The organism is Campylobacter ureolyticus (genome assembly GCF_027277485.1).
Lineage (GTDB): Bacteria > Campylobacterota > Campylobacteria > Campylobacterales > Campylobacteraceae > Campylobacter_B > Campylobacter_B ureolyticus_B.
The window spans coordinates 64,785-84,977 of record NZ_JAPXGQ010000009.1 but is presented as its reverse complement, the minus strand read 5'-3'; the positions used below and the strand labels follow the sequence as shown (position 1 = coordinate 84,977).

Here is a 20,193-nt window from a genome sequence, read left to right as displayed (position 1 = left end):
AAATAGTAAAATTTTGTAAAAAGGAGAAATTATGGAATATATAGAAAATATTATGCAAAATAGGTATTCATGTAGAAATTTTAAAGATGAAAAGATAAAAGATGGAGTTATAAATGAAATTTTAGACCTTACACGTCTAACTCCAAGTTCTTTGGCGCTTGAGCCTTGGAAATTTATAGTTATGTCAAAAGATAATGATATTAAAAAAATGGGTGAAATTTGTCTTAATCAACCGCAAGTATCAAATTGTTCACATATAGTTGTGAGATAACTGCTAGAACTGATTTGCAAAGCAAGGATGAGTATTTAAAGCATATTATTTATAGCAAAAATAAAGGTGAAGATAAGGCAATTAAATTTTTAAAAATGGTTTCATCAAAAACTGATTTAATGACTGAAAATGAACTTTATAACTATGCATCACTTCAGTGTTATATGGCTTTAGCAAATTTAGTAAATATTGCTTATTCAAAAAGAGTTAAAAGTTGCATAATAGGCGGATTTGATAAAGAAAAATTAACTAAATTTTTAAATTTGCCAAATGAGTTTAAGCCTTGTATTGTTGTAGCCTTAGGTTTAAGTGATGAAAAAAGTACTCCAAAAATTAGACAAAGTTTAGATGAAGTTGTTGTTTGGAGATAAAACTAAAATACTTCAAGGTGCCTTTTGGCACCTTGTTTGGTTATTGTGGCAATTAAAATTTTAGTATTTTTCTTTCCAAGGATGCTTTAAAATCACTAAAATGTAGATATTATATTTTAAAATTTCAAAAGTATCATATTTTTTATAAATAAGTTTCCTTATAAGTTCATTATTTTATGCTTGGCTCTTTTAATTTGCAGCTAATTTTTAGCTTTAATTTTTTTTCTTTAAATTAAAAAAATATGGATAATTAAGGATAGGTAGTGGTGGCCCCGATTGGACTTGAACCAACGACCACCACCATGTCAAGGTGGTGCTCTACCAACTGAGCTACGAGACCACAAATTTAAGCCAAAATTATATCAAGTTATTATAAATTTGAACTTTAAAATATATTTTGCTCATTTTAATTAAAAAAATATAGTTAAAATTTGAGTGCGCTGATGACACTCAAATTTAATTTTTTACTTTTTTGGACTTCCGTCTGGGTTATTGCCAACTATTTTGGCAGCAAAATATCCAACTACACCTGACACTAAAGAGCCGCATAAAATAGCTAGCTTGTCAGTTCCATGATAAAGAAGAATTGAATTTTCTCCGTATGCTAGTCCATCAACGAATAAGCTCATTGTAAAACCAATGCCACAAATTATGGCTATAGCATAGAGTTGTTTCCAATTTGCTTTTTCAGGCATATAGGCAAAGCCTGCTTTTATAATAATAAAGCTAAATAAAAATATTCCTATCTGTTTTCCTACAAAAAGTCCTAGGAAAATTCCCATAGGCACTGTTCCAAAAACGTGACTTGCATCAAGTCCGTGCATGCTAACTCCAGCATTTACAAAAGCAAAAAGAGGTAGTATTATGTAGTTTACTGGTAGCCCTAAAGTTTGCTCCATTTCTTTTGACATCGAGTTACCTTTTTTTGTATAAAGAGGTATGGTAAATGCAGCTACAACACCCGCAATGCTTGCATGAATACCTGAGTTTAAGACAAAAAACCAAAGGATTAATGAAAGAATTACATATGGTGTTTTGTTACTTACGCCAAGTCTATTTATGAAAATTAAAACTCCAACTATCATGAAAGAAAGTAAAAGGTATAAAAAGCTTAAATCACCAGTATAGAAAAGTGCAATTATGACAATAGCACATAAGTCATCCATTATAGCTAGAGTTAAAACAAATATTTTAAGACTTGACGGAATTCTTCTTCCAAGAAGTGCTAAAACTCCAACTGCAAAGGCGATATCAGTAGCTGTTGGTATAGCCCAGCCATGAATGGCATGATTTTGTGCATTTAAATTTATTATAACAAATACTAATGCAGGAAATATTACACCACCAAGAGCTGCAAAAACAGGAAGTAAAACTTGAGAAAAATGTTTTAGTTGTCCTTCTAACATCTCTCTTTTTAACTCAAGCCCAATTGCAAAGAAAAATAAAGCCATTAAAGCATCATTTATCCAAAAGTGCATACTTCCTAAGATATTAAAAGATGGTATTGTAAAAGGTGTAAAATGAACAAACCAATTATAAAGTTTATCAAGACCTGGGATATTTGCAAAAACAAGTGCTAAAAATGCCGCAAATAATAGTAGCATCCCAGCTCCGCTTTCTGAGGAGATTAATCTGTCTATAAGTTTTTTCATCAATAAGCCTTTTAATTGTATTTAATGTTACATTTTAATAGATAAAAGCATAAAATACAATAAATTAAAGAAGTTTTAAAGGTTTTTTTATATCGGTATAACATTTAGTAACAAAAAGCATAAAGCAAATATTGTGCTTTATGCTTGATATTTTATTTTATAACGCCACAAACCATTCTTGCACCGCCACCGCCAAGTTTAGCAGGGTTGTCGCTATGGTTATCTCCGCCTACATGAACCATTATAGAATGGCCTTTAAGTTCGTTTATATTTTTGATTTTTGGAGCTAAAACTGGGTAATTTGCAACTCCATTTTTGTCAACATAAAGAGCTGGTAAATCACCCTTGTGACCACTATCATCCCATGCAAATGAGTGTTTTTTTGTATCGTTTGGATCCCAGTGACCACCAGCTTTCATGCCAAGACCTTTATCTGTTGCACCACAATCAGCATTTACATGAATATGAAATCCATGCATGCCACCTTCTCCTAAGCCACTCATATTTGGAAATAGTGCAACTCCGTAGTTTGTATTTATAGCTACAACTTCACCAACTTTTTTATCTCCGTTTTCATCAAGCATATTCATCTCAACAACAATATGCTCGACACTTTTTGGATTAAACTCATTTATCATATTTGCATCGTTATCATGATGATGTTCGTTTGCAAAAAGCATGGTCGAAGCTACAATGCTTGCTAAAATAATTTTTTTCATTTTTTCTCCTTATTTTTTAAATATAATAGATTTTATCATTTAATACTTAACAAATAGTTTAACTATAAAATGAAAAATGCAATTACAACTATTGATATAAACATTCCAAGAGCTGTTCTTTTGGCAAGTTCAACTGGATTTGCTAGAGCTAAACCCGCACAAACTATACAAGCTCCTGCAATTGGTGAACTTCCTCTACCAAGTGCTCCAGCAATTGATGCTGCCATACCAAGTTTGTCTTGCTCAAAGCCAAGCTGAATTGCTTGAGAAGTAATTGCCTCATTAAACGCAAAAGTTGCCGCATCACCAGAACCTGTTATAATTCCCATAAGGTAAGGTATAAAGGTTCCGCCAAATTTTACATAATTTTGTTCACTTTTTAAAAGTTCGATTATAAAATCAATTGCCCCACAAGCTGTAAGACCAGCTACAAAAACTCCAGCCGCAATAATAATGCCTATAACATTTGCATAAGCACTTCCCATTCCATTAAAAAATTCTTTTACGATAGTTTGTGGATTTGTCATGGTGACAAAAATTGATAAAACCCCACCTATAAGCATCGCTTCTGCTACTCCCATTTTTGTCCAAGCTAAAAATGGAACTTTGTTTAGGCTAGTTCCTCCAATTATTAAAATTACAAGCGGAACAAGGGGCATTAAGGCGTATAAATAATTTACTTTTATATCTTTTGTATTCTTTTCTTCAATTCCAGTTTCTATAAGATAGTTTTTACCTTTTGAATAGTCTTTAAAAACAAATGCCATTAGTGTTATGCAAACTAAGACTATTCCTAATGCTACAAATGCACTTGGCATTTGAACCTTTATAACATCTTGAACTGTGTATCCTGCGTTACCACTTTTTACAACCATTTCTGTAACAAAGATATTGTGGGCATTTCCAGGACTCAAAACCGAGCCAAAAACTCCAGCAAAAACAGCAGCTCCAGCCATCGCTGGTCTGACACCTGAAGCCATTAAAAGTGGTATTAATGTGGCTCCAACGGCAGCTGAACATCCAGCAGCTGATGGAATTGCTATATTTATCATATAGGTTAAAAGTGTAACCATTGGAATTAGGAAAAAACCGATATTTCCAAGAGGTTTTGTAAGAGCATTTACAAGATGTTGATCGCATTTTGTGAATTTCATAACAAAAGCAAAACCCATTGAGGCACAAATCGCCTTTATTAGACCAGCTTTTGTCATAGATGCGGTAAATGCGGTAAATGCATCCATTGGTTTAAAACAAAGCACACATAAAATAAGTCCAACACCAATTAACGCAGTTCTAGTTTCTACCTTCTTAATCAGCAAAACAACAACTGCAATTATTCCAACAATTGCGAGAATCAATCTTAAATCTTCCATAAAATATCCTTAAATTTTTATCTTTTCACCAAGTTTTACAGTGGCAACATCTTTTTTGTATTCAAATTTTAGTGCGTCGCAATGACCTATAAGTTCGGCCTCATTGCCATTTATTAAAAAACCAGTTCCCTCAGGTAGAGCATAAATTATCTCGTTTTGATTTGCTATTAAAAACTCATTTAGCCTAGTTTCTCTACTTTCGCCATTATGTCCTTTTATTTGGCCGCTTATAAAATGAGGATTTATTTGATATGGGAATAAATTTAATGTTTTAAAGCTTTTTGGCATAATGATAGGCATATCATTTGTTGTCATCATAGTTTTTCCAGCTATATTTGCTCCTGCACTCCAGCCAAAATATTTTGTTCCATTTTTTACTGCATTTTGAATTTCTTCCAATAGGTCAAATTCATAAATTTTTGCCATTAACATAAATGTATTTCCACCACCAACGCAGATTGACTTTGCATTTTTTATAGCTTTTTTCATATCGCTGTAGCGGTGAATGCTTTTTATGTTTTGATTTTCTAATGCATCCCTAACTCTTTTTTCATATTCATCATTTGTTCGAGTAACTCCTGCAAATGGGATAAATAAAATTTCCTCATCCCAATCTTTGCCTAAAAACTCTTTTATCCAACCTTTTGAATGGTTTAAATATCCTGTATCTTTATAGCCTGATGCGCTTAAAAGTAAAGCTTTCATTTTTTTAATCCTTATTTATTTTCGTTTTTATTTATTGCATATGCACTTCTTACAAAAACATCAATTCCAGCTAAAAGCGAGTCTTCATCAAAGTCAAATTTAGCATTATGGTGACCTGCTTTTAATGTTGTTCCTATCATTAAATATGAGCTTTTTCCACCTTGATTTTGAACTGCGTGCATAAAATGAGCAAAATCTTCACACGCTCCAAAGCTAAGCTCATTTTCTATTTTATCATTATCGATAAATGGACTTTGTTTAGCTGCGTTTTCATAAATTTGTGCAACTTCATAATCACTATCTCCACCACTTGTTCCGCCTGTGACTTTTACTTCGTATTTTACGCCATAAATTTCACTAACACCTTTAATTATTTTATCGCATTCGTTTTTCATAAACTCATTAAGCTCTGTTGTTTCACCTCTTGTTTCGCATGCAAGATAGGCATTTGGTGCAATTACGTTTCTTCCTTCTCCAGCTTTTAAAACACCTACATTTATGCGAGTGACACCTTTTGCATTTCGTGTGATTCCATGCATGTTAAGTGCCATTTGAGCAGCCGCTAAAAGTGCGTTATTTCCCTCTTGTGGTGCTCCTGCTGCGTGAGCTGATTTACCAGTTAAAATAACATCAAATTTAGTTGTTGCAAGAAGTTTGTCAGTTTTGCAAATTATACCTTTCATTGTAGTTGCTTGAAAGCCGATGTGTCCGCCAAGCAAATAATCCACACCTTTTACAACTCCTGCTTTTTCCATTGCTACAGCACCTCTTGTTCCCTCTTCTGCAGTTTGGAAAATAAATCTAAATTTTCCTTGAAATTTATCCAAATTTTCACTTATTAATTTTGCTGTAAAAAGTCCTATTGTGATATGTCCATCATGCCCACAAGCGTGAGTTATACCATCAATATCAGCTCTAAAGCCATCTTTGAAAGGACGGTGAGTTTCTTCTTTACACTCAGTTACATCAACACCATCAATATCAAATCTAAATGCTACAAGTTTGCCTGGTTTTTTGGTATCGATTTCTGCAACAAGTCCAGTTAGTCCATCTTCCATTTTGTCTAAATATTTGGCTTGTTCCTCATTTAGTAAAGTTTTTGCTCTTTTTAGATATTTTTGGCAATCTTCTTTTGAGCCAAGACCTTGTCTTGCATTAGGATCTACAACTTCTTTCCCAAGTTTTACATCAAAGCCCATTTTTGCCATTTTATCGGCAATTACTGCCGTTGTAAAAAATGTAAACCAACCAGTTTCTGGGTGAGAGTGAAAATATCTTCTTGTTTTTACAATCTCATCTTTTAAATCCATTATTCTTTGTGAAATTTGATCCATTTTATCTCCTTTAATATGATCTAAATATTATTTATTTTATTTTAAATAAATTTAAAAATTTATAGATTATTTGTTTTATAATATTTTTATAAGTTATAAGCATACAGTTATTTAGCTTTGAAAAGCTAGTAAATATGATACTAGGTGATATATAAAAAATCTTTTTCATGTTTTTATCTTTTATTTTTTAAAAAAGTTATGTTATAAGAAAAAACTGTCTTCTTATAAAAACTTTATGTGTAATTTTATCTTAATTTTTATATGAAATATCTTAAATAAATTTAAAAATATAAAATTAAATTTTAAATTTATTTATTTTTTATTTATTTAGTGATTTAGTTGTGTTAAATTTAGATTTAGCCATAAATTTTTTTAAGATTTTGCAAATTTGAACTTGTGTTTAATAGTAACATATCAGCCGTAACTAGCCTTGCCATAGCAGTTGCAACTACACTTCCTCTAGTTCCAACGCAAGGATCATGCCTTCCTTTGAGCTTACAAATTTCATCTTCTCCACTTAAATTTATAGTATTTTGTTCTAAAAAAATTGATGGTGTTGGTTTAAAATATGATTTTATTAAAATATCATCGCCGTTTGTAATGCCACCCAAAATTCCACCTGAATTATTTGTTAAAAAACCATTTTTTGAAATTTCATCATTGTTTTCATCGCCATAAATTTTGGCTGATTTTATTCCATTTCCAATTTCAACAGCTTTTACAGCATTTATCCCCATCATGGCAGCTGCTAATCTTGCATCGAATTTATCATATAAAACTTCCCCAAGTCCTATAGGTGAGTTTTTTATGATAGTTATAACTGAGGCTCCAACACTATTATGAGAGTTTTTGGCTTTTAATATTTCAGATTTAAACTCTTCATCAAAACCTTTAAAAAGTGAGAAAATTTCCGAAGTTTTAGCAAATTCAAAGTCTAAATTTCCTTTTTTAAACTCCTCGTTAAAATCGGCGTTAAAATTTATCCCTCCAACGCTAAAAACTCCACTTTCAACGCTTATTTTAAACTCATTTAAAAGCATTTGACAAAATGCTCCACCAGCAACTCTTATCGCACTTTCTCTTGCACTACTTCTACCACCACCCCTATAATCTCTTATACCGTATTTGTAAAAATATGTATAGTCTGCATGTCCTGGTCTAAAAATATCTTTTAAATTTCCATAGTCTTTGCTTTTTTGATCTTCGTTTTTTATAATAAAACCAATTGGAGTTCCCGTGCTAAGCCCTTCAAAAACTCCGCTCAAAACTTCCACTTTATCACTTTCTTTTCTTTTGGTAGCAAATTTTGAGCCAGGTTTTCTTTTATCAAGCTCATTTTGTAAAAAATCAAAATTTATCTTTACTCCAGCAGGAAAACCATCAAGTATACCGCCAATTGCTATGCCATGGCTTTCTCCAAAAGTTGTAAGTCTAAGTTTTACGCCAAAAGTATTCAAGCTCTTCCTTTTTTATGTAGAGTTTCAATAGCTATTTTAGCAGCTTTTTGTTCGGCATCTTTTTTACTTTTACCTACTGCTTCGCCATATTTTTCATCTCCTAAAAAAACACCTATTTTAAACTCTTTTTTGTGATCTGGTCCTTTTGAATCAAGTAGTATATAAGTAGGAATTAATCCTAAAATGCTCTGGGTTATTTCTTGAAGCTTTGTCTTATAGTCTTTTACAATCTCTTCAAGGCTTATATGATGATACTCTTTTTCAAGCAAATTTAAAGCAATTTTACTTGTTTTTTCAAAACCTATTTCTAAAAAAACAGCTCCCATTAGTGCTTCAAATGCATCAGATAAAAGCGAGTTTTTATTTCTTCCATTATTTCTTTCTTCAGCACTTGAGATTATTATAAAATCACCTAAATTTAAAGCTTTTGCCAGTTTTGCAAAGCTTGTTTCATTTACTAAAGCAGCTCTTAGTTTTGATAAATCACCCTCGGGCGTATTTTTAAATTTTTCAAAAAGATATTTTGCAACTACAAGATCCATAACTGCATCACCTAGATACTCTAATCTTTCATTGCTATAAGGTTTATTTGAACTTTTGTGAGTAAGGGCTCTTTGCAAAAGGTCTAAATCTTGAAAATTATAATTTAATTTTTTTTGTAATTTTTCTAACATTTTTTATCCATTTTTTAGTTGATCTTTTAGTTTTAGTGCTGCATTTCTTGCCATATCATCGCATTCTTCATTTTCTTTATGTCCAGCATGAGCTTTTACCCAAAATGCTGTTATTTGATGAGGTTTTGAAAGAGATAAATACTCTTTCCATAGCTCAACATTTTTAACATTTTTAAAATTTTTTTTAACCCAGCCATCAAGCCATAAATTTATCGAGTTTGCAACATAGCTACTATCAGTAAAAAGCTCGATTTTGCAAGGCTCTTTTAATATTTTCAAAGCTTTTAAAACTGCTGTTAATTCCATTTGGTTATTTGTAGTAAGCTTATTTGTTCCAAATTCTTTTTTTTCATGATTTTTATATCTTAATATATATGCCCAGCCACCAATTCCAGGATTTCCAAGGCAAGATCCATCACTAAAAAGTAAGATTTGCTTCATTATCTTTTCTTATAATTTTTGGTAGAATTTGAATACTGTTTAAGGTATAGCAAACAGGGCATCTATAAAAAAATGATGGAAATGAGTTTTTGCACTTACCACACATAAATTTAAAACTTAAATCCGCGTCAAAAAAGCCTGAGTTTCGCATCGCTGAGATGGCATTTATCTCAAAAAATGAACTTTGTTTATACTCATTTGTCAAAGCTTTGGCGTAAAATAAAGCTTTATATTCATCATCTTTTAAATTTATAGGTTCGTTTAAAAACCATATTATGTCAACTACATTTTTTAAAGGTGGAAATTTTTTGATTTTAGAAAGTGGTTCGTTTGTTTTAATAAAAAGTTCAAGTATAAAACGCTTTGTAAAATCAAATTCTATTTTTGAGATTTCTTTTATTTTTTTGTCAAATTTAAGGCTATTGTCGTTTGCGATAATTTGAGCTTTTATAAGAGCTAAGTTTTCATCCACATCAACACCTTGTTCTTTTAAAGCATCAAGTGCATCAAGCTCTTCATTATACATTTTTAGTTTTTCATAGATTACACTTAAAAGACGCAAAGCTTCTTCATTTCTTGGATTAAATTTTAAAATTTGCAAAAAGACATTTTCAGCTTTTTTTAAAAATCCTGCCTCAAAGTATGCTTTTGCTAAATTTAATAAAATAAAGTTTTTTTGAGCCTTTGTTTTTGCTTGCTCAAGCGCAATTAAATAGATATTTATAGCCCTTGAAAAATCTCCTGTTTTAGTAAAGACAAGCCCTAAAGCACTGAAGGTATCAATATCAAGATTGATAGATTTTAAAAGATCAATATGTTTTTGGCTAAGTGAGTTTGAATCTTCAAATTTGCTAATGAAATTTTTAAGTTTTGTCTCTTCATCTTTTTTAGAAAAAATCGCCCAAACATAACTTGAAAATGCCACTACAAAAGCAACCGCAATCAGGATAATAAGTCCAAAAATAGGATCTCTGTAATCTATAAAAAAACTTTCCAAAAAACCTCTTTAAAAAAATTTAGCCTAATTATAACAAAGTTTTTGTATAATCTACCTTATGATAAAATCCGAAAGCATCCAAAGACTTATTGAACAAACTGATATCGTAGATGTTGTTTCAAGATATGTAAATTTAAAAAGAAGTGGGCGAAATTTCGTAGGAATTTGCCCATTTCATGATGATAAAAATCCAAGCATGAATGTAAGTCCAGAGCGTAATATGTATCATTGTTTTGCTTGCAAAGCTGGGGGAGATGCTATAAATTTTATACAAGAATATGAAAAACTAAATTTCCCAGAAGCCGTTGAAAAACTAGCTTCCATGCAAAATTTTACACTTGAATATACAGATGAAAAAAGTAATTTTAAAAAGATTGATAAAGAGGCTTTAAGTATTGTAAAAGCTTACTATCAAAGTCTTTTATATCAAAACAAAGCTGCCATAAACTATCTTTATAGTCGAGGTTTTAATGATAAATTGATTGCTAAATTTGAACTAGGTTATGCTCCAAATTCGCAAAATACATTAAATTTGCTTTCAAATGAAAAAATAGATCCAAAAGATGCTATAAACTTGGGTATTGTAAAAGTGGGCGAGGGTGGAAATTTATATGCAAGTTTTATAGATAGGATAATTTTTACTATAAATAATCATGCAGGAAAAATTGTCGGTTTTGGAGGACGAACTATTACAAATCATCCAGCAAAATATGTAAATAGCCCGCAAAGCTCTGTGTTTGATAAATCTCAAATTTTTTATGCTTACGATAAAGCAAAAGATGAAATTTACAAGCTAAAAGAGATAATTATAACTGAGGGTTATATGGACACCATAATGCTTCATAAAGCTGGTCATAAAAATGCGGTGGCAGTTTTAGGAACAGCTCTAACTCCAAAACATCTGCCACTTTTAAGAAGAAGTAATGCAAAAATAACTCTTTGTTTTGACGGTGATAGTGCTGGTATAAATGCAGCTTTTAAAAGCTCAAAACTTTTACTTCAAAACGATTTTGATACAAATGTCGTTGTAATCCCAAAGGGTGCTGATCCAGCAGATTTGGTTCAAGCTGGAAATTTAAAAGAATTAGATAAAATTTTAAACTTAAAAACAGAAGCTGGTGAGTTTGTAATTCGTCAAATTGCAAATAAATTTGAGCTTCAAAGACCAGTTCAAAAACAACTTGCATTAGACGAAATAGTTAATTTTACAAAAACATTAAATCCAATAGTTGCTGATAGCTATAAAAGTTTGGTAAGTATGATTTTAGGAATATCAATAGATAGTTTTTCGCTTTCAAATTCTGGTAAAAATAGTATAAAAAGTATTCAAAATTTTGCTAAATTTGAGAAAAAAAAGGACTATTTGGAGCTTCAGATTATAAAAACCCTTTATTTGAATAAGGAGTTTTTCAATAAGTGCAAGGATATGTTTTTAGATGCTAAATTTCAAACTCATGAAGATGAATTTAAGGCCTTATTACATACTCAAAAAACCCCAGAAGATGAGATAATGCTAAGGGAAATAAGCATTGATATAAGCATCGATGAGTTTAAAAGCATTGATGAGCTTTCTGAAGCTTATAAAATTTTAATTATAAATACTTATGAAAATATGTTAAAAAAATTGAAAAATAGTGATTTGGAAAATAAACAAGAAGAAATCAAACAAATACAAAGAAGAATAATAAAGCTTAAAGGAGTAAAATGAAAGCATTAGCACTTTTTAGTGGCGGACTTGATAGTATGCTTGCTATAAAACTTATAACCTTGCAAGGTATTAAAGTAACGGCAATTTATATGGATATAGGATTTGGCGGCAAGGAAGATAAAAGCGAGCTTTTAAAAAAAAGGGCTAATATGGCAGGTGCCGATTTTAAAATCGTTGATATAAGAGATAAATATCTTCAAAATGTACTTTTAAATCCAAAATATGGCTATGGAAAGCACTTTAATCCCTGTATTGACTGTCACGCTTATATGTTTAAAACTGCTTTAAGTATGCTTAAAAGTCAAGAAGCTAGCTTTTTAATCACAGGCGAAGTTTTGGGGCAGCGTCCGATGAGTCAAAGAAAAGAAGCTTTAAATCAAGTTTTAAGTTTATCTGGTGATGAAAATTTACTTATTTTAAGACCGCTTTGTGCTAAGCTTTTAAAGCCAACAACACCTGAAATAAATGGCTGGGTTGATAGAGAAAAGCTTCTCAGTATTAGCGGTCGTGGGCGTCATACTCAGTTAAATTTAGCTAAAGAGTTTGGTTTTGATGATTTTGAAAGTCCAGCTGGAGGATGCTTGCTAACGCTTGATAATTATAGTAAAAAACTAACTGACGCACTAAATCATGAAGGGCTTGATACGCCAAAAGATAGTGAAATTTTAAAATTTGGAAGACATTTAAGACTAAAAGGTGGAGCAAAGCTAATAATTGGTAAAGATGAAAATGATAATTTAAAACTAAAAAACATACAAAATGATAAATTTATTGAAATTAATTTGCCAGGTGGGGTAGTTGGAGCGTATGCTTTAATAAGTAAAAATGCCTGTTTGGATGATAAAATTCTAGCAGCAAAATTTGCATTAACTTATTCAAAAGCAGATATTTCAAAAAATTATAAGATGATAGTTGGTGGTGATGAGTTTAGTGTAAAAGCTTTTGAAAGCAAAGATAGGGCAAAAGAGTTTTTTGTTGGGTAAAATTTGCATCAAGTTTATTAAGGTTTTTAGATAGTGTAGAAAGTAGTTCATTTATACCTGATATTAATGCTCCATCTATAAAGCTTGCTCCTTGAATAGCATTTACACTTCCACCTATTAATGAATGAAGTGCAGTTTTAGTTAAACTTCCATCTTTGTTATTTGTTATAAGTCCTATATCTCTTACTTTATTAAATAAATGACTACTTGTGCTTAAACTTATATTTGATAGTAGGCTATCTTTAAAATTTGTTCCATAAATTCCATTTTGTATGGTTGAACTTGATAAAGTATTCGCTATATCGGCATATGATATATCTAAATAATTTGAGCTTATTAAATTTGAATTTGTTAAGTAGGTAGAACTATTTATATATGAGCTTGCCATACTACCAATTCCTGCACTTAAGGCTGATTTGCTTAAAGAGTCAATATCAAATTTAACTTTACCTTTTGATAATATCATATTACTAGCTTGAATAGAAGTATTTGCTATAACGGAATTTGTTACAGCTGCTGTTGTAGCTGCACTTGCTCCTGTAGTTCCTAAACTTGCTGCAAGTGCACTTCCAGCTCCAGCTGTAAGATAAGTAACTACTGCTGTAACTATAAGTGTTCCTATTCCACTTAGAGTTGTTGTTTTATCATTCCACTCTTTTGAGTTTAGAGTAGCTTTTATTTGATTTATATCTTTTATATTTGAAGTTTTGTTTGAACTTAATTCTTTTAATACTTTTTCTTTAAGTTCAAATGAGTTTAAAGAATTTGAAATTTTAGTATATGTTTTAGTATTAAGTTTATTTGTTATATCTTTACCGTTTAATATAAACTTATTATCTACTTCTATAACTGTAGGAATTTCTATTTCTTTTATACTTCCCTTATCTTCAATTGTAGCCGTAATGATTCCTAATCTGGTTTTAAATTCAGTATGAGAATTTGTTTCTTTGGATGATATTAAATTTAATAACTTAGCTTGAATATCAATGTTTGTTGATTTTAGATTTGAAGCTATTAAAGATGATATTAAAGTGGAGGGTAAAACGGAAATAAAACAAAACTAAGACTACGTATAATTTACTAGTATTAAGCTAGTAAATTCTATGAAATATTTAAAACAAAGTTTGGGATTATAATAAAGAGTTTAAAAACAGATAAATAATGCTTCTAAGAGAATTAGAAAGTAAGTATTTTATAGAGTTGTTGGGATGTGAAAGTATATGCTGCTTAAATTTTTAAAAGATATAAAGCATGTAGTTTAGCATCTTTTGAAAATATTTGAAATTTTTTAATATAATAATGAGTAACAAAAAATATTTTTATAAAAACTAGTAAAATTTAAGGAGTTATTATGCAAGAATTTGATGAGTTTAGCGATTTTATAGATTATATAAAATCTATGGAGACAATTTATAGATTGAATATAAGTGATGAATTATTAAAAAGATGCCAAAATTTAGAGCTTGAAGCAAAAAATATAGTTTTTAATCACACTTTTGAGTACAAAGATGAATTTAAAATCAAATTTGGAAATTACATAGATGATCATATTAAATTTTTGCTAGATTGGCATAACTCTATTTCTCATGATATTATAGCTATGGATGATTTTTTTAACTCAAAAAAAATTTACGATGATATTTTGCCACAAATGGTAGAAAATTTAATATTTAAAAGAAACTATTTCTATCTGGATGAGAGCAATGTTTATAATTGTGGATATTTTCTTGGTGGTCAGGTTTTAGACTCAAGAAATAGAAGAAATATAAATATAGACATAGAAAATTTAGTAAATCTTTTTTGCAATAAAGCAGCTAATTTTTTTGTGTATATTTTAAATGAGGGAAATAATATTTTTATATCTAATGATAAAAAAGAAGCCCAGGCTTATTTTTTAAATTTATTTGAGTCAAGATTTGATGATTTTATGAGCTTATGGTCTGATACGGTTGATGAGTATAATGAGGATTATTATAACTCAATTGCTAATCCATTAGTAGATAATATTTTAATTTTAAAAAATATTATGCTTGAGCTTTTAAGTGATGTTAAAAATAACACAACTTTTATAGAGGAGCTTTATAAGGCCGTAGATGAGGCATATAAAGTACAAAAAGATGATATTCCTAGCAAAATGCTACTTTTAAAGTTTATTTCTACATCTAATAAATTTTTAAACGATTGTGAATTTGATAGGGAAAAATTAAAAGATATTTTTAAAGAGTTTATAAAATTTTTAGAAGATAATTTTCATGGAGAAAAACGAGATAGTAAGGATTTTGTTAATTATAATATTTTTTATAAATTGCAACCACTTCTAGAAAAAGAATTTAAATTCTATAAAAAATGACTCAACAGAACTAATCTCTTACAAAGGAGCTTTAAATCATGATTATAAGGATTAAAAACAATTTATTGTCCGTTCAAGAATTTCAGAGATAAATTTAGAGAAATTTTTAAGATATTTTTACCTAGACATTGAAGCAGTAAAAATATCAGAAATTACTAAAAATTTCTAGAAAAACAGTAAATAAAATTCTAAATCAAATAAGAATTCTAATGATGTAAGAATGAGGAAAAATAAGTAAGGTTTCAGGTAAAATAGAAATATATGAAAGCTATTTAAGCTAAAATAATAAGAGATAGAGTTTCAGGTAACAAAACACCTGTCTTTTTACTTGGCTTATGTTCGTAACTGCAAGTAGAAGGAATGTTAAAAAGAAATGGATATGTTTATACTCAAATTGTTAAAACTGCTCTAAAAAAGAGTTACTGCTAGTATTAATAGAGTTTAGCGAACTTAATAAGAGTGTAATTTATTCTGACATCTAGAAAACTTATGATGGTTTAATAGATTATAGAGCTAAAGAACATTACCGAGTAAAACACTCTAAAAATGAATTTGTAAATGGTAAAAATCACATCAATGGTATAGGAAATCTTTTGTATGGGATTGTTATACTGTAATAAATATTGTCTGTTTTTCCTCTTTTTATATCATTTTCTACACTTTGCTTATCTGCTTTAAATATATTTTTAGAGTAATATAAATACCAAATTTCATTGAACCACATTAGGTTAAGCGCATTTAAATTTAAACTGCCTTGATACTTTCCGGTTGCTTTACTTCCTAAATTATCAAATGATAAAGATAAATTAAGTGGCAACTTCTCTTTTTTTGTTATATTTATATCACTATAATTTTCTTTATTTGATGGAAGCAGTTCAAAGCTTACATTACCATTAGAAGCACTTTGTAAAATTTCTAAGGCTTGCTCAATATCTCTTAAATTTAATATATCACCTTTTTTATTTATACCAAATGAAGTAAAAATTGAAGCTCTATTTTTAGTTGAATTTTTATCATTTATATTAATAGTGTCTATTTTTCCTGATATTATTTCAAATTTTAGAGTTTTACTTTTTAAATTTTGCGATGGTAAATTTATAGCAGTTGTAATAAAACCAGCTTTTAAAATTTCATTATAAAAGGAATTATAAATAATATTTACACTCTCTTTCCCTATACAATCCCCATATTTAAATTTTACATTTTTTAAAGATTTTTTTAGATATTTTTCAAATTTATTACTATCTTTGCCGATTAATAAAATTTCATTAATAATAAAGCAAGGTTTTTCGTTTGAAATAATGGATGAAATTTGATTTTGCTTGGGAGTTAAAATAATATTTGAGCTTTCTTTTTGATTTTCTATAAATTTTTTAGTCTATCTTCTTCTTGCTTGGCTTGGGATTGAGAAATTTGGTTTAACGTATTTGCAAAAATTTGAATTATAATAAACATAAGTATAAAAAATACTCTCATAAAAACCTCATAAAAATGAAACATTTATTTTAGCATATAATTCTTATAAAACAATGAAATTTTTTAATTTAAATTTACATTAAATAAAACTAACACTAAATATAATATTGGCAATATTCACTAGTATAATCTTTATTATTTTTATTTAAAGGTTTTCCAAAATATATTAAAATTTATTTTATTTTATTTACATAAAATTTAAAATTTGCTAAAATTTGACTATAAAAATTTCAAATTAAAGGAATACTATGGATACCTTAAGGCTGATTTTAGCACTTCTTGGCATTGTTGCTGTTGTTGTGCTTTTGGTTATGAAAAAAGAAACTAAAACTGTTTTAATAGGCGTTGGGCTAATTTTATGCTTACTTTGTTTAAAACCGATGAATGCATTTGGCGCATTTACTGAGTATATGACAAAAGCAGGACTTATAAAAGCAATTTGCGCATCAATGGGTTTTGCATTTGTTATGAAATATACAAAATGTGATAAGCAGCTTGTTAATGCTTTGACTCTTCCAATGAAAAACATTGGTTTTTTGCTAATTCCATTTACTATGTTTTTAACTTATCTTATAAACATAGCTATTCCATCAGCTGCTGGATGTTCGGCTGCCGTTGGAGCCACATTGATACCACTTTTAATGGCTTCAGGTGTCAGACCAGCGATGGCTGGAGCAGCTGTTTTTGCTGGAACTTTTGGAGGTGTTTTAAGTCCAGGTTCAGCCCACAATATATTTATAACAGATATGGTAAAAGCTACAAATCCACTTTATACAGTTCAAGATGTTATAAAGGTACAGTTTCAAAGTGCTGTTATTTCTTTAGTTATAGTTTTAATTATGATTTCTATTATGGCGCTAATCTTAAAGGACTACTCAAAAGGAAAAAACTATCTTTTAGATGCAACAAATTCCAAAAACGCATCTGAAAATAGTGAAAAAATAAATCCACTTCATGCATTAATGCCAATTGTTCCACTTGTTATTTTGATAATTGGAGGAACTAGTTTAAATAAAATTTCATTTTTAACTTGGACAAAAATGGGTGTTGCAGAAGCGATGATTTTAGGAGCAGTTATAACTATAATTGTAACCCTTACAAATCCTGAAAAAATTACAAAAGAATTTTTTAATGGCATGGGAAGTGCGTATGCAAATATCATCGGTATTATCATAGCAGCAGGAGTGTTTGTTGCAGGACTTTCTGCTTGTGGGGCGATTGATTTTGTTATAAGTTGGCTTAAAAACGATCAAAGTTTTGTTAAATTTGGTGGAACTTTCGTGCCATTTATAATGGGTGTTGTAACCGGTTCAGGCGATGCAGCAGCATTTGCTTTTAATCAAGCAGTAACAATACATGCAAATGATTTAGGTTTTGCACAAGATAAACTTGGTATGGCAGCTGCTATTTCAGGTGCTCTTGGAAGAAGTGCTTCTCCAATAGCAGGAGCTTGCATAGTTTGTGCAGGACTTGCTGGAGTAAATCCTATAGAAATAGCCAAAAGAACAGCTCTTGGAATGTTTTTATCAGTTTGTGCGATAGCGTTTTTCGTCTTATAAAATTTAAAAAGTCTTAGATTTTATAAGACTTTGTTCTTTAAATCTAATGAATTTAAAATGGTGTTTTTAAGGCTAAATTTAATAATATTTTAGCCTTAAATTTTTTAGTTATTTTTCTAAATTAGCAGCGAGTTTGATTATTTCAATTACTGTGTTGCTCGAAGCCTTTAATGAGCTAACTGGCAAAAACTCATAAATTGAGTGAAAATTATGTGCTCCTGTGAATAAATTAGGACACGGAATTCCTTTTTCTGATATTACTGAACCATCATATCCACCTCTCATCGGTTTTATTTTCGGAGTAATATTTAAATTTTTAAACGCTTTTTTGGCAAGTTTTATAGGAGCTGCATCTTCATTTTTTAAGTAGTTAAAAACATTCTTATATCTATCTGTAAGTTTTACCGATATTCTCTCATCACCCCAAAGTTTTTTTAAAGAATTTGTAAGCTCATTTAAAAATTCCATTCTTCCATGGTATTTTTTTTCATCAAATTCTCTAATATCAAGCTTTAAAATAGTTTGAGCACTATTTCCACTTAATTCTTTTACCCAAAAATATCCCTCTTTATTTTCTGTATATTCTGGCGCTTCGCCACTTGGAAGCATTGAGATAAATTTATGTGCTAGTAAAAGTGAGTTTATTAAATTTCCCTTTGCATTCATAGGATGAGCTGAAACTCCATTAAATGTAACTTCTGCATTTCCTGCGTTCCAGTTTTCATAGATAAGTTCTCCAATTTCGCAGCAGTCCAAACAATATCCAAAATCTGCATCAATTTCATTTATATCTAAGGCTTTTGCGCCACGTAATCCTTGTTCTTCATCTGGCACAAAACATACAGTAACATCACCGTGCTCTATTTTTGGATTATCAACGAAATATTTCACTGCATTCATAATTGAAGCAATTGCAGCTTTGTCATCAGCTCCAAGTAAACTTGTTCCATCAGTTGTTATAATTTCATCACCTATGTAGTTTTTTAAACTCTCATCTTTTAAATAGATATTAAGTTCTTTATTTAGGCAAATTTCACCACCATTAAATTTGTGGATTTGAGCTTTTGTGTCGTTTGTTTGCTCGGCACTTGTATCAAGATGTGCAAAAAATGCTATCTTAGGTAATTTTTTAGATGAATTTGAGGGAAGTACGGCAGTTGTAATGGCATTATCTCTTCTTTTTATATTTTTAAGTCCAAGCTCTTTTAATTCATTTTCAAGTAATTTAGCAAGTTCGGTTTCATTTGGATTTGAAGGCATTATGCCAAGACTTCCATTTTTTCTGTTTGTTGTAGTATTTATTTTAGTGTAGTTTATAAACCTAGTTACGATATCCATTTTTCTCTCCTTTTTTTGAAAATTTAATATATTTTATCACTTTAAATTTTAATTTTATATAAAAATAAAATTTTAAAATTTAAAGCTTAATAGGAATTTTTTACACAAAATAGGATTGGAAGTGTAGTTTTTATTAATTTTTATATGCATAAAAGTAGCTTAATGGCATGGATGAAATGGCCTAGGACTTAACGAAACAAGACACAATATTCTAAGTTTGATCATCTATAAATATATAACTTATTTATAGATGCCATATATTTAGTGGCATGATATCACAAAATAATATGTTTATAAGTTGTAATTTTGCTAAAATATGTACTCTAAGTGTAAATTAATTGTAAATATTTGACCTATTATAGTTGATTAAGCTTATTGAAATAAATATTTTTAGTACAGATTATAAAGATGCATATTTTGTAAACAATGATGGTTTATTTACTGAAAAAAAGATAAAAATCTCCAGTATATATTATTAATATAGATTATAAATCAATGTCAAGAATAACATGTGGGTACTAGTAGAACAATAGTGCAAATTAAAAAAACTTTCTATTTTAGTAAAAAGGATTATTTTTTCAAGTCATTAAAGAAACAGTTTCAAAGAGAGAAGAGCTATATGCATTGCAAACTGTGTAAATACCTTTCTATTTCATAAATGATTGACTAATTATAGGCATAAACACTGTATCCACTTAAAGGGATTGAAACTGTATATTTTTTGAGTACTTTTACCATTTATTTATATTAATGGTTTGGAGTAGAGCTTTGTTGATTTATAGATA

At 29.6% G+C, this 20,193-nt stretch carries 18 protein-coding genes, 1 tRNA gene and 1 pseudogene; 7 read left to right on the top strand and 13 right to left on the bottom strand.

Annotation, left to right across the window (positions count from 1 at the left end; all coding sequences use genetic code 11):
- The first annotated feature begins 31 nt into the window (after positions 1 to 31).
- Positions 32 to 271 carry a nitroreductase family protein gene (locus O6B72_RS06515; protein WP_269492620.1) on the top strand — a complete coding sequence of 80 codons (240 nt, stop codon included), beginning with the start codon at positions 32 to 34 and terminating at the stop codon, positions 269 to 271.
- Positions 247 to 642 carry a nitroreductase family protein gene (locus O6B72_RS06510; protein WP_269492619.1) on the top strand — a complete coding sequence of 132 codons (396 nt, stop codon included), beginning with the start codon at positions 247 to 249 and terminating at the stop codon, positions 640 to 642. Before O6B72_RS06515 ends, O6B72_RS06510 begins: the two co-directional genes overlap by 25 nt.
- A 264-nt stretch (positions 643 to 906) precedes the next feature.
- On the opposite strand, the gene O6B72_RS06505 is transcribed toward O6B72_RS06510, so the two are convergent.
- The 10 genes from O6B72_RS06505 to O6B72_RS06460 all read right to left on the bottom strand — a co-directional run bounded on the left by O6B72_RS06505 (position 907) and on the right by O6B72_RS06460 (position 9,994).
- A tRNA-Val gene (locus tag O6B72_RS06505) sits at positions 907 to 982 on the bottom strand.
- A 124-nt stretch (positions 983 to 1,106) separates the two neighbouring features.
- A complete protein-coding gene (gene nhaA, locus O6B72_RS06500) occupies positions 1,107 to 2,294 on the bottom strand; it encodes a Na+/H+ antiporter NhaA (protein ID WP_269492618.1) in 1,188 nt (395 codons plus the stop codon).
- 152 nt (positions 2,295 to 2,446) lie between these two features.
- A complete protein-coding gene (locus O6B72_RS06495) occupies positions 2,447 to 3,013 on the bottom strand; it encodes a superoxide dismutase family protein (protein WP_258298911.1) in 567 nt (188 codons plus the stop codon).
- 62 nt (positions 3,014 to 3,075) lie between these two features.
- Positions 3,076 to 4,386: a C4-dicarboxylate transporter DcuC gene (dcuC, locus tag O6B72_RS06490; RefSeq protein WP_024961866.1), complete on the bottom strand. Its 1,311-nt coding sequence runs from the start codon at positions 4,384 to 4,386 to the stop codon at positions 3,076 to 3,078.
- A 9-nt stretch (positions 4,387 to 4,395) separates the two neighbouring features.
- Entirely contained in the window at positions 4,396 to 5,091 is a 696-nt protein-coding gene (pepE, locus tag O6B72_RS06485; protein ID WP_016646457.1) for a dipeptidase PepE, read from the bottom strand.
- A gap of 11 nt (positions 5,092 to 5,102) precedes the next feature.
- Positions 5,103 to 6,425: an amidohydrolase gene (locus O6B72_RS06480; protein WP_269492617.1), complete on the bottom strand. Its 1,323-nt coding sequence runs from the start codon at positions 6,423 to 6,425 to the stop codon at positions 5,103 to 5,105.
- Positions 6,426 to 6,781: 356 nt separating this feature from the next.
- On the bottom strand, positions 6,782 to 7,882 hold the full coding sequence (aroC, locus tag O6B72_RS06475; protein ID WP_258298909.1) for a chorismate synthase: 1,101 nt from the start codon (positions 7,880 to 7,882) through the stop codon (positions 6,782 to 6,784).
- A complete protein-coding gene (gene rnc, locus O6B72_RS06470) occupies positions 7,879 to 8,556 on the bottom strand; it encodes a ribonuclease III (protein ID WP_101637151.1) in 678 nt (225 codons plus the stop codon). The genes aroC and rnc overlap by 4 nt, the downstream gene beginning before the upstream one ends.
- A gap of 3 nt (positions 8,557 to 8,559) precedes the next feature.
- On the bottom strand, positions 8,560 to 8,997 hold the full coding sequence (gene rnhA / locus O6B72_RS06465; protein WP_269492616.1) for a ribonuclease HI: 438 nt from the start codon (positions 8,995 to 8,997) through the stop codon (positions 8,560 to 8,562).
- Positions 8,975 to 9,994 (bottom strand): tetratricopeptide repeat protein, encoded by a 1,020-nt coding sequence (locus O6B72_RS06460; protein ID WP_269492615.1) that lies wholly within the window; start codon positions 9,992 to 9,994, stop codon positions 8,975 to 8,977. Before O6B72_RS06460 ends, rnhA begins: the two co-directional genes overlap by 23 nt.
- A 58-nt stretch (positions 9,995 to 10,052) precedes the next feature.
- On the opposite strand from O6B72_RS06460, the gene dnaG reads away from it, so the two are divergent.
- Together dnaG and O6B72_RS06450 are read left to right on the top strand one after the other, a co-directional pair.
- Positions 10,053 to 11,702, top strand: a complete 1,650-nt coding sequence (gene dnaG / locus O6B72_RS06455) for a DNA primase (protein ID WP_269492614.1) — start codon at positions 10,053 to 10,055, stop codon at positions 11,700 to 11,702.
- Positions 11,699 to 12,685: an argininosuccinate synthase domain-containing protein gene (locus O6B72_RS06450; RefSeq protein WP_269492613.1), complete on the top strand. Its 987-nt coding sequence runs from the start codon at positions 11,699 to 11,701 to the stop codon at positions 12,683 to 12,685. The genes dnaG and O6B72_RS06450 overlap by 4 nt, the downstream gene beginning before the upstream one ends.
- On the opposite strand, the gene O6B72_RS06445 is transcribed toward O6B72_RS06450, so the two are convergent.
- A complete protein-coding gene (locus tag O6B72_RS06445) occupies positions 12,630 to 13,151 on the bottom strand; it encodes a DUF637 domain-containing protein (RefSeq protein WP_269492612.1) in 522 nt (173 codons plus the stop codon). The two genes, O6B72_RS06450 and O6B72_RS06445, sit on opposite strands and share 56 nt — an antisense overlap.
- 885 nt (positions 13,152 to 14,036) lie before the next feature.
- Between O6B72_RS06445 and O6B72_RS06440 the strand changes: the two genes are divergently transcribed.
- Both O6B72_RS06440 and O6B72_RS06435 read left to right on the top strand, forming a co-directional pair.
- Complete coding sequence (locus tag O6B72_RS06440; RefSeq protein WP_269492611.1) at positions 14,037 to 15,035, top strand: hypothetical protein; 999 nt, start codon at positions 14,037 to 14,039, stop codon at positions 15,033 to 15,035.
- 64 nt (positions 15,036 to 15,099) lie between these two features.
- Positions 15,100 to 15,625, top strand: a pseudogene (locus tag O6B72_RS06435) (IS1595 family transposase); the annotation flags it as partial.
- Here O6B72_RS06435 and O6B72_RS06430 read toward each other — a convergent pair.
- Complete coding sequence (locus tag O6B72_RS06430; protein ID WP_415271062.1) at positions 15,604 to 16,020, bottom strand: ShlB/FhaC/HecB family hemolysin secretion/activation protein; 417 nt, start codon at positions 16,018 to 16,020, stop codon at positions 15,604 to 15,606. The pseudogene O6B72_RS06435 and the gene O6B72_RS06430 sit on opposite strands and share 22 nt — an antisense overlap.
- A 739-nt stretch (positions 16,021 to 16,759) precedes the next feature.
- Between O6B72_RS06430 and dcuC (O6B72_RS06425) the strand changes: the two genes are divergently transcribed.
- Positions 16,760 to 18,070: a C4-dicarboxylate transporter DcuC gene (gene dcuC / locus O6B72_RS06425; RefSeq protein WP_269492610.1), complete on the top strand. Its 1,311-nt coding sequence runs from the start codon at positions 16,760 to 16,762 to the stop codon at positions 18,068 to 18,070.
- A 108-nt stretch (positions 18,071 to 18,178) separates the two neighbouring features.
- Here dcuC (O6B72_RS06425) and pepT read toward each other — a convergent pair whose 3' ends face one another.
- The gene (gene pepT / locus O6B72_RS06420; protein ID WP_269492609.1) at positions 18,179 to 19,408 is read right to left on the bottom strand and encodes a peptidase T; all 1,230 of its coding nucleotides are present in this window, start codon (positions 19,406 to 19,408) and stop codon (positions 18,179 to 18,181) included.
- Positions 19,409 to 20,193 lie beyond the last annotated feature (785 nt).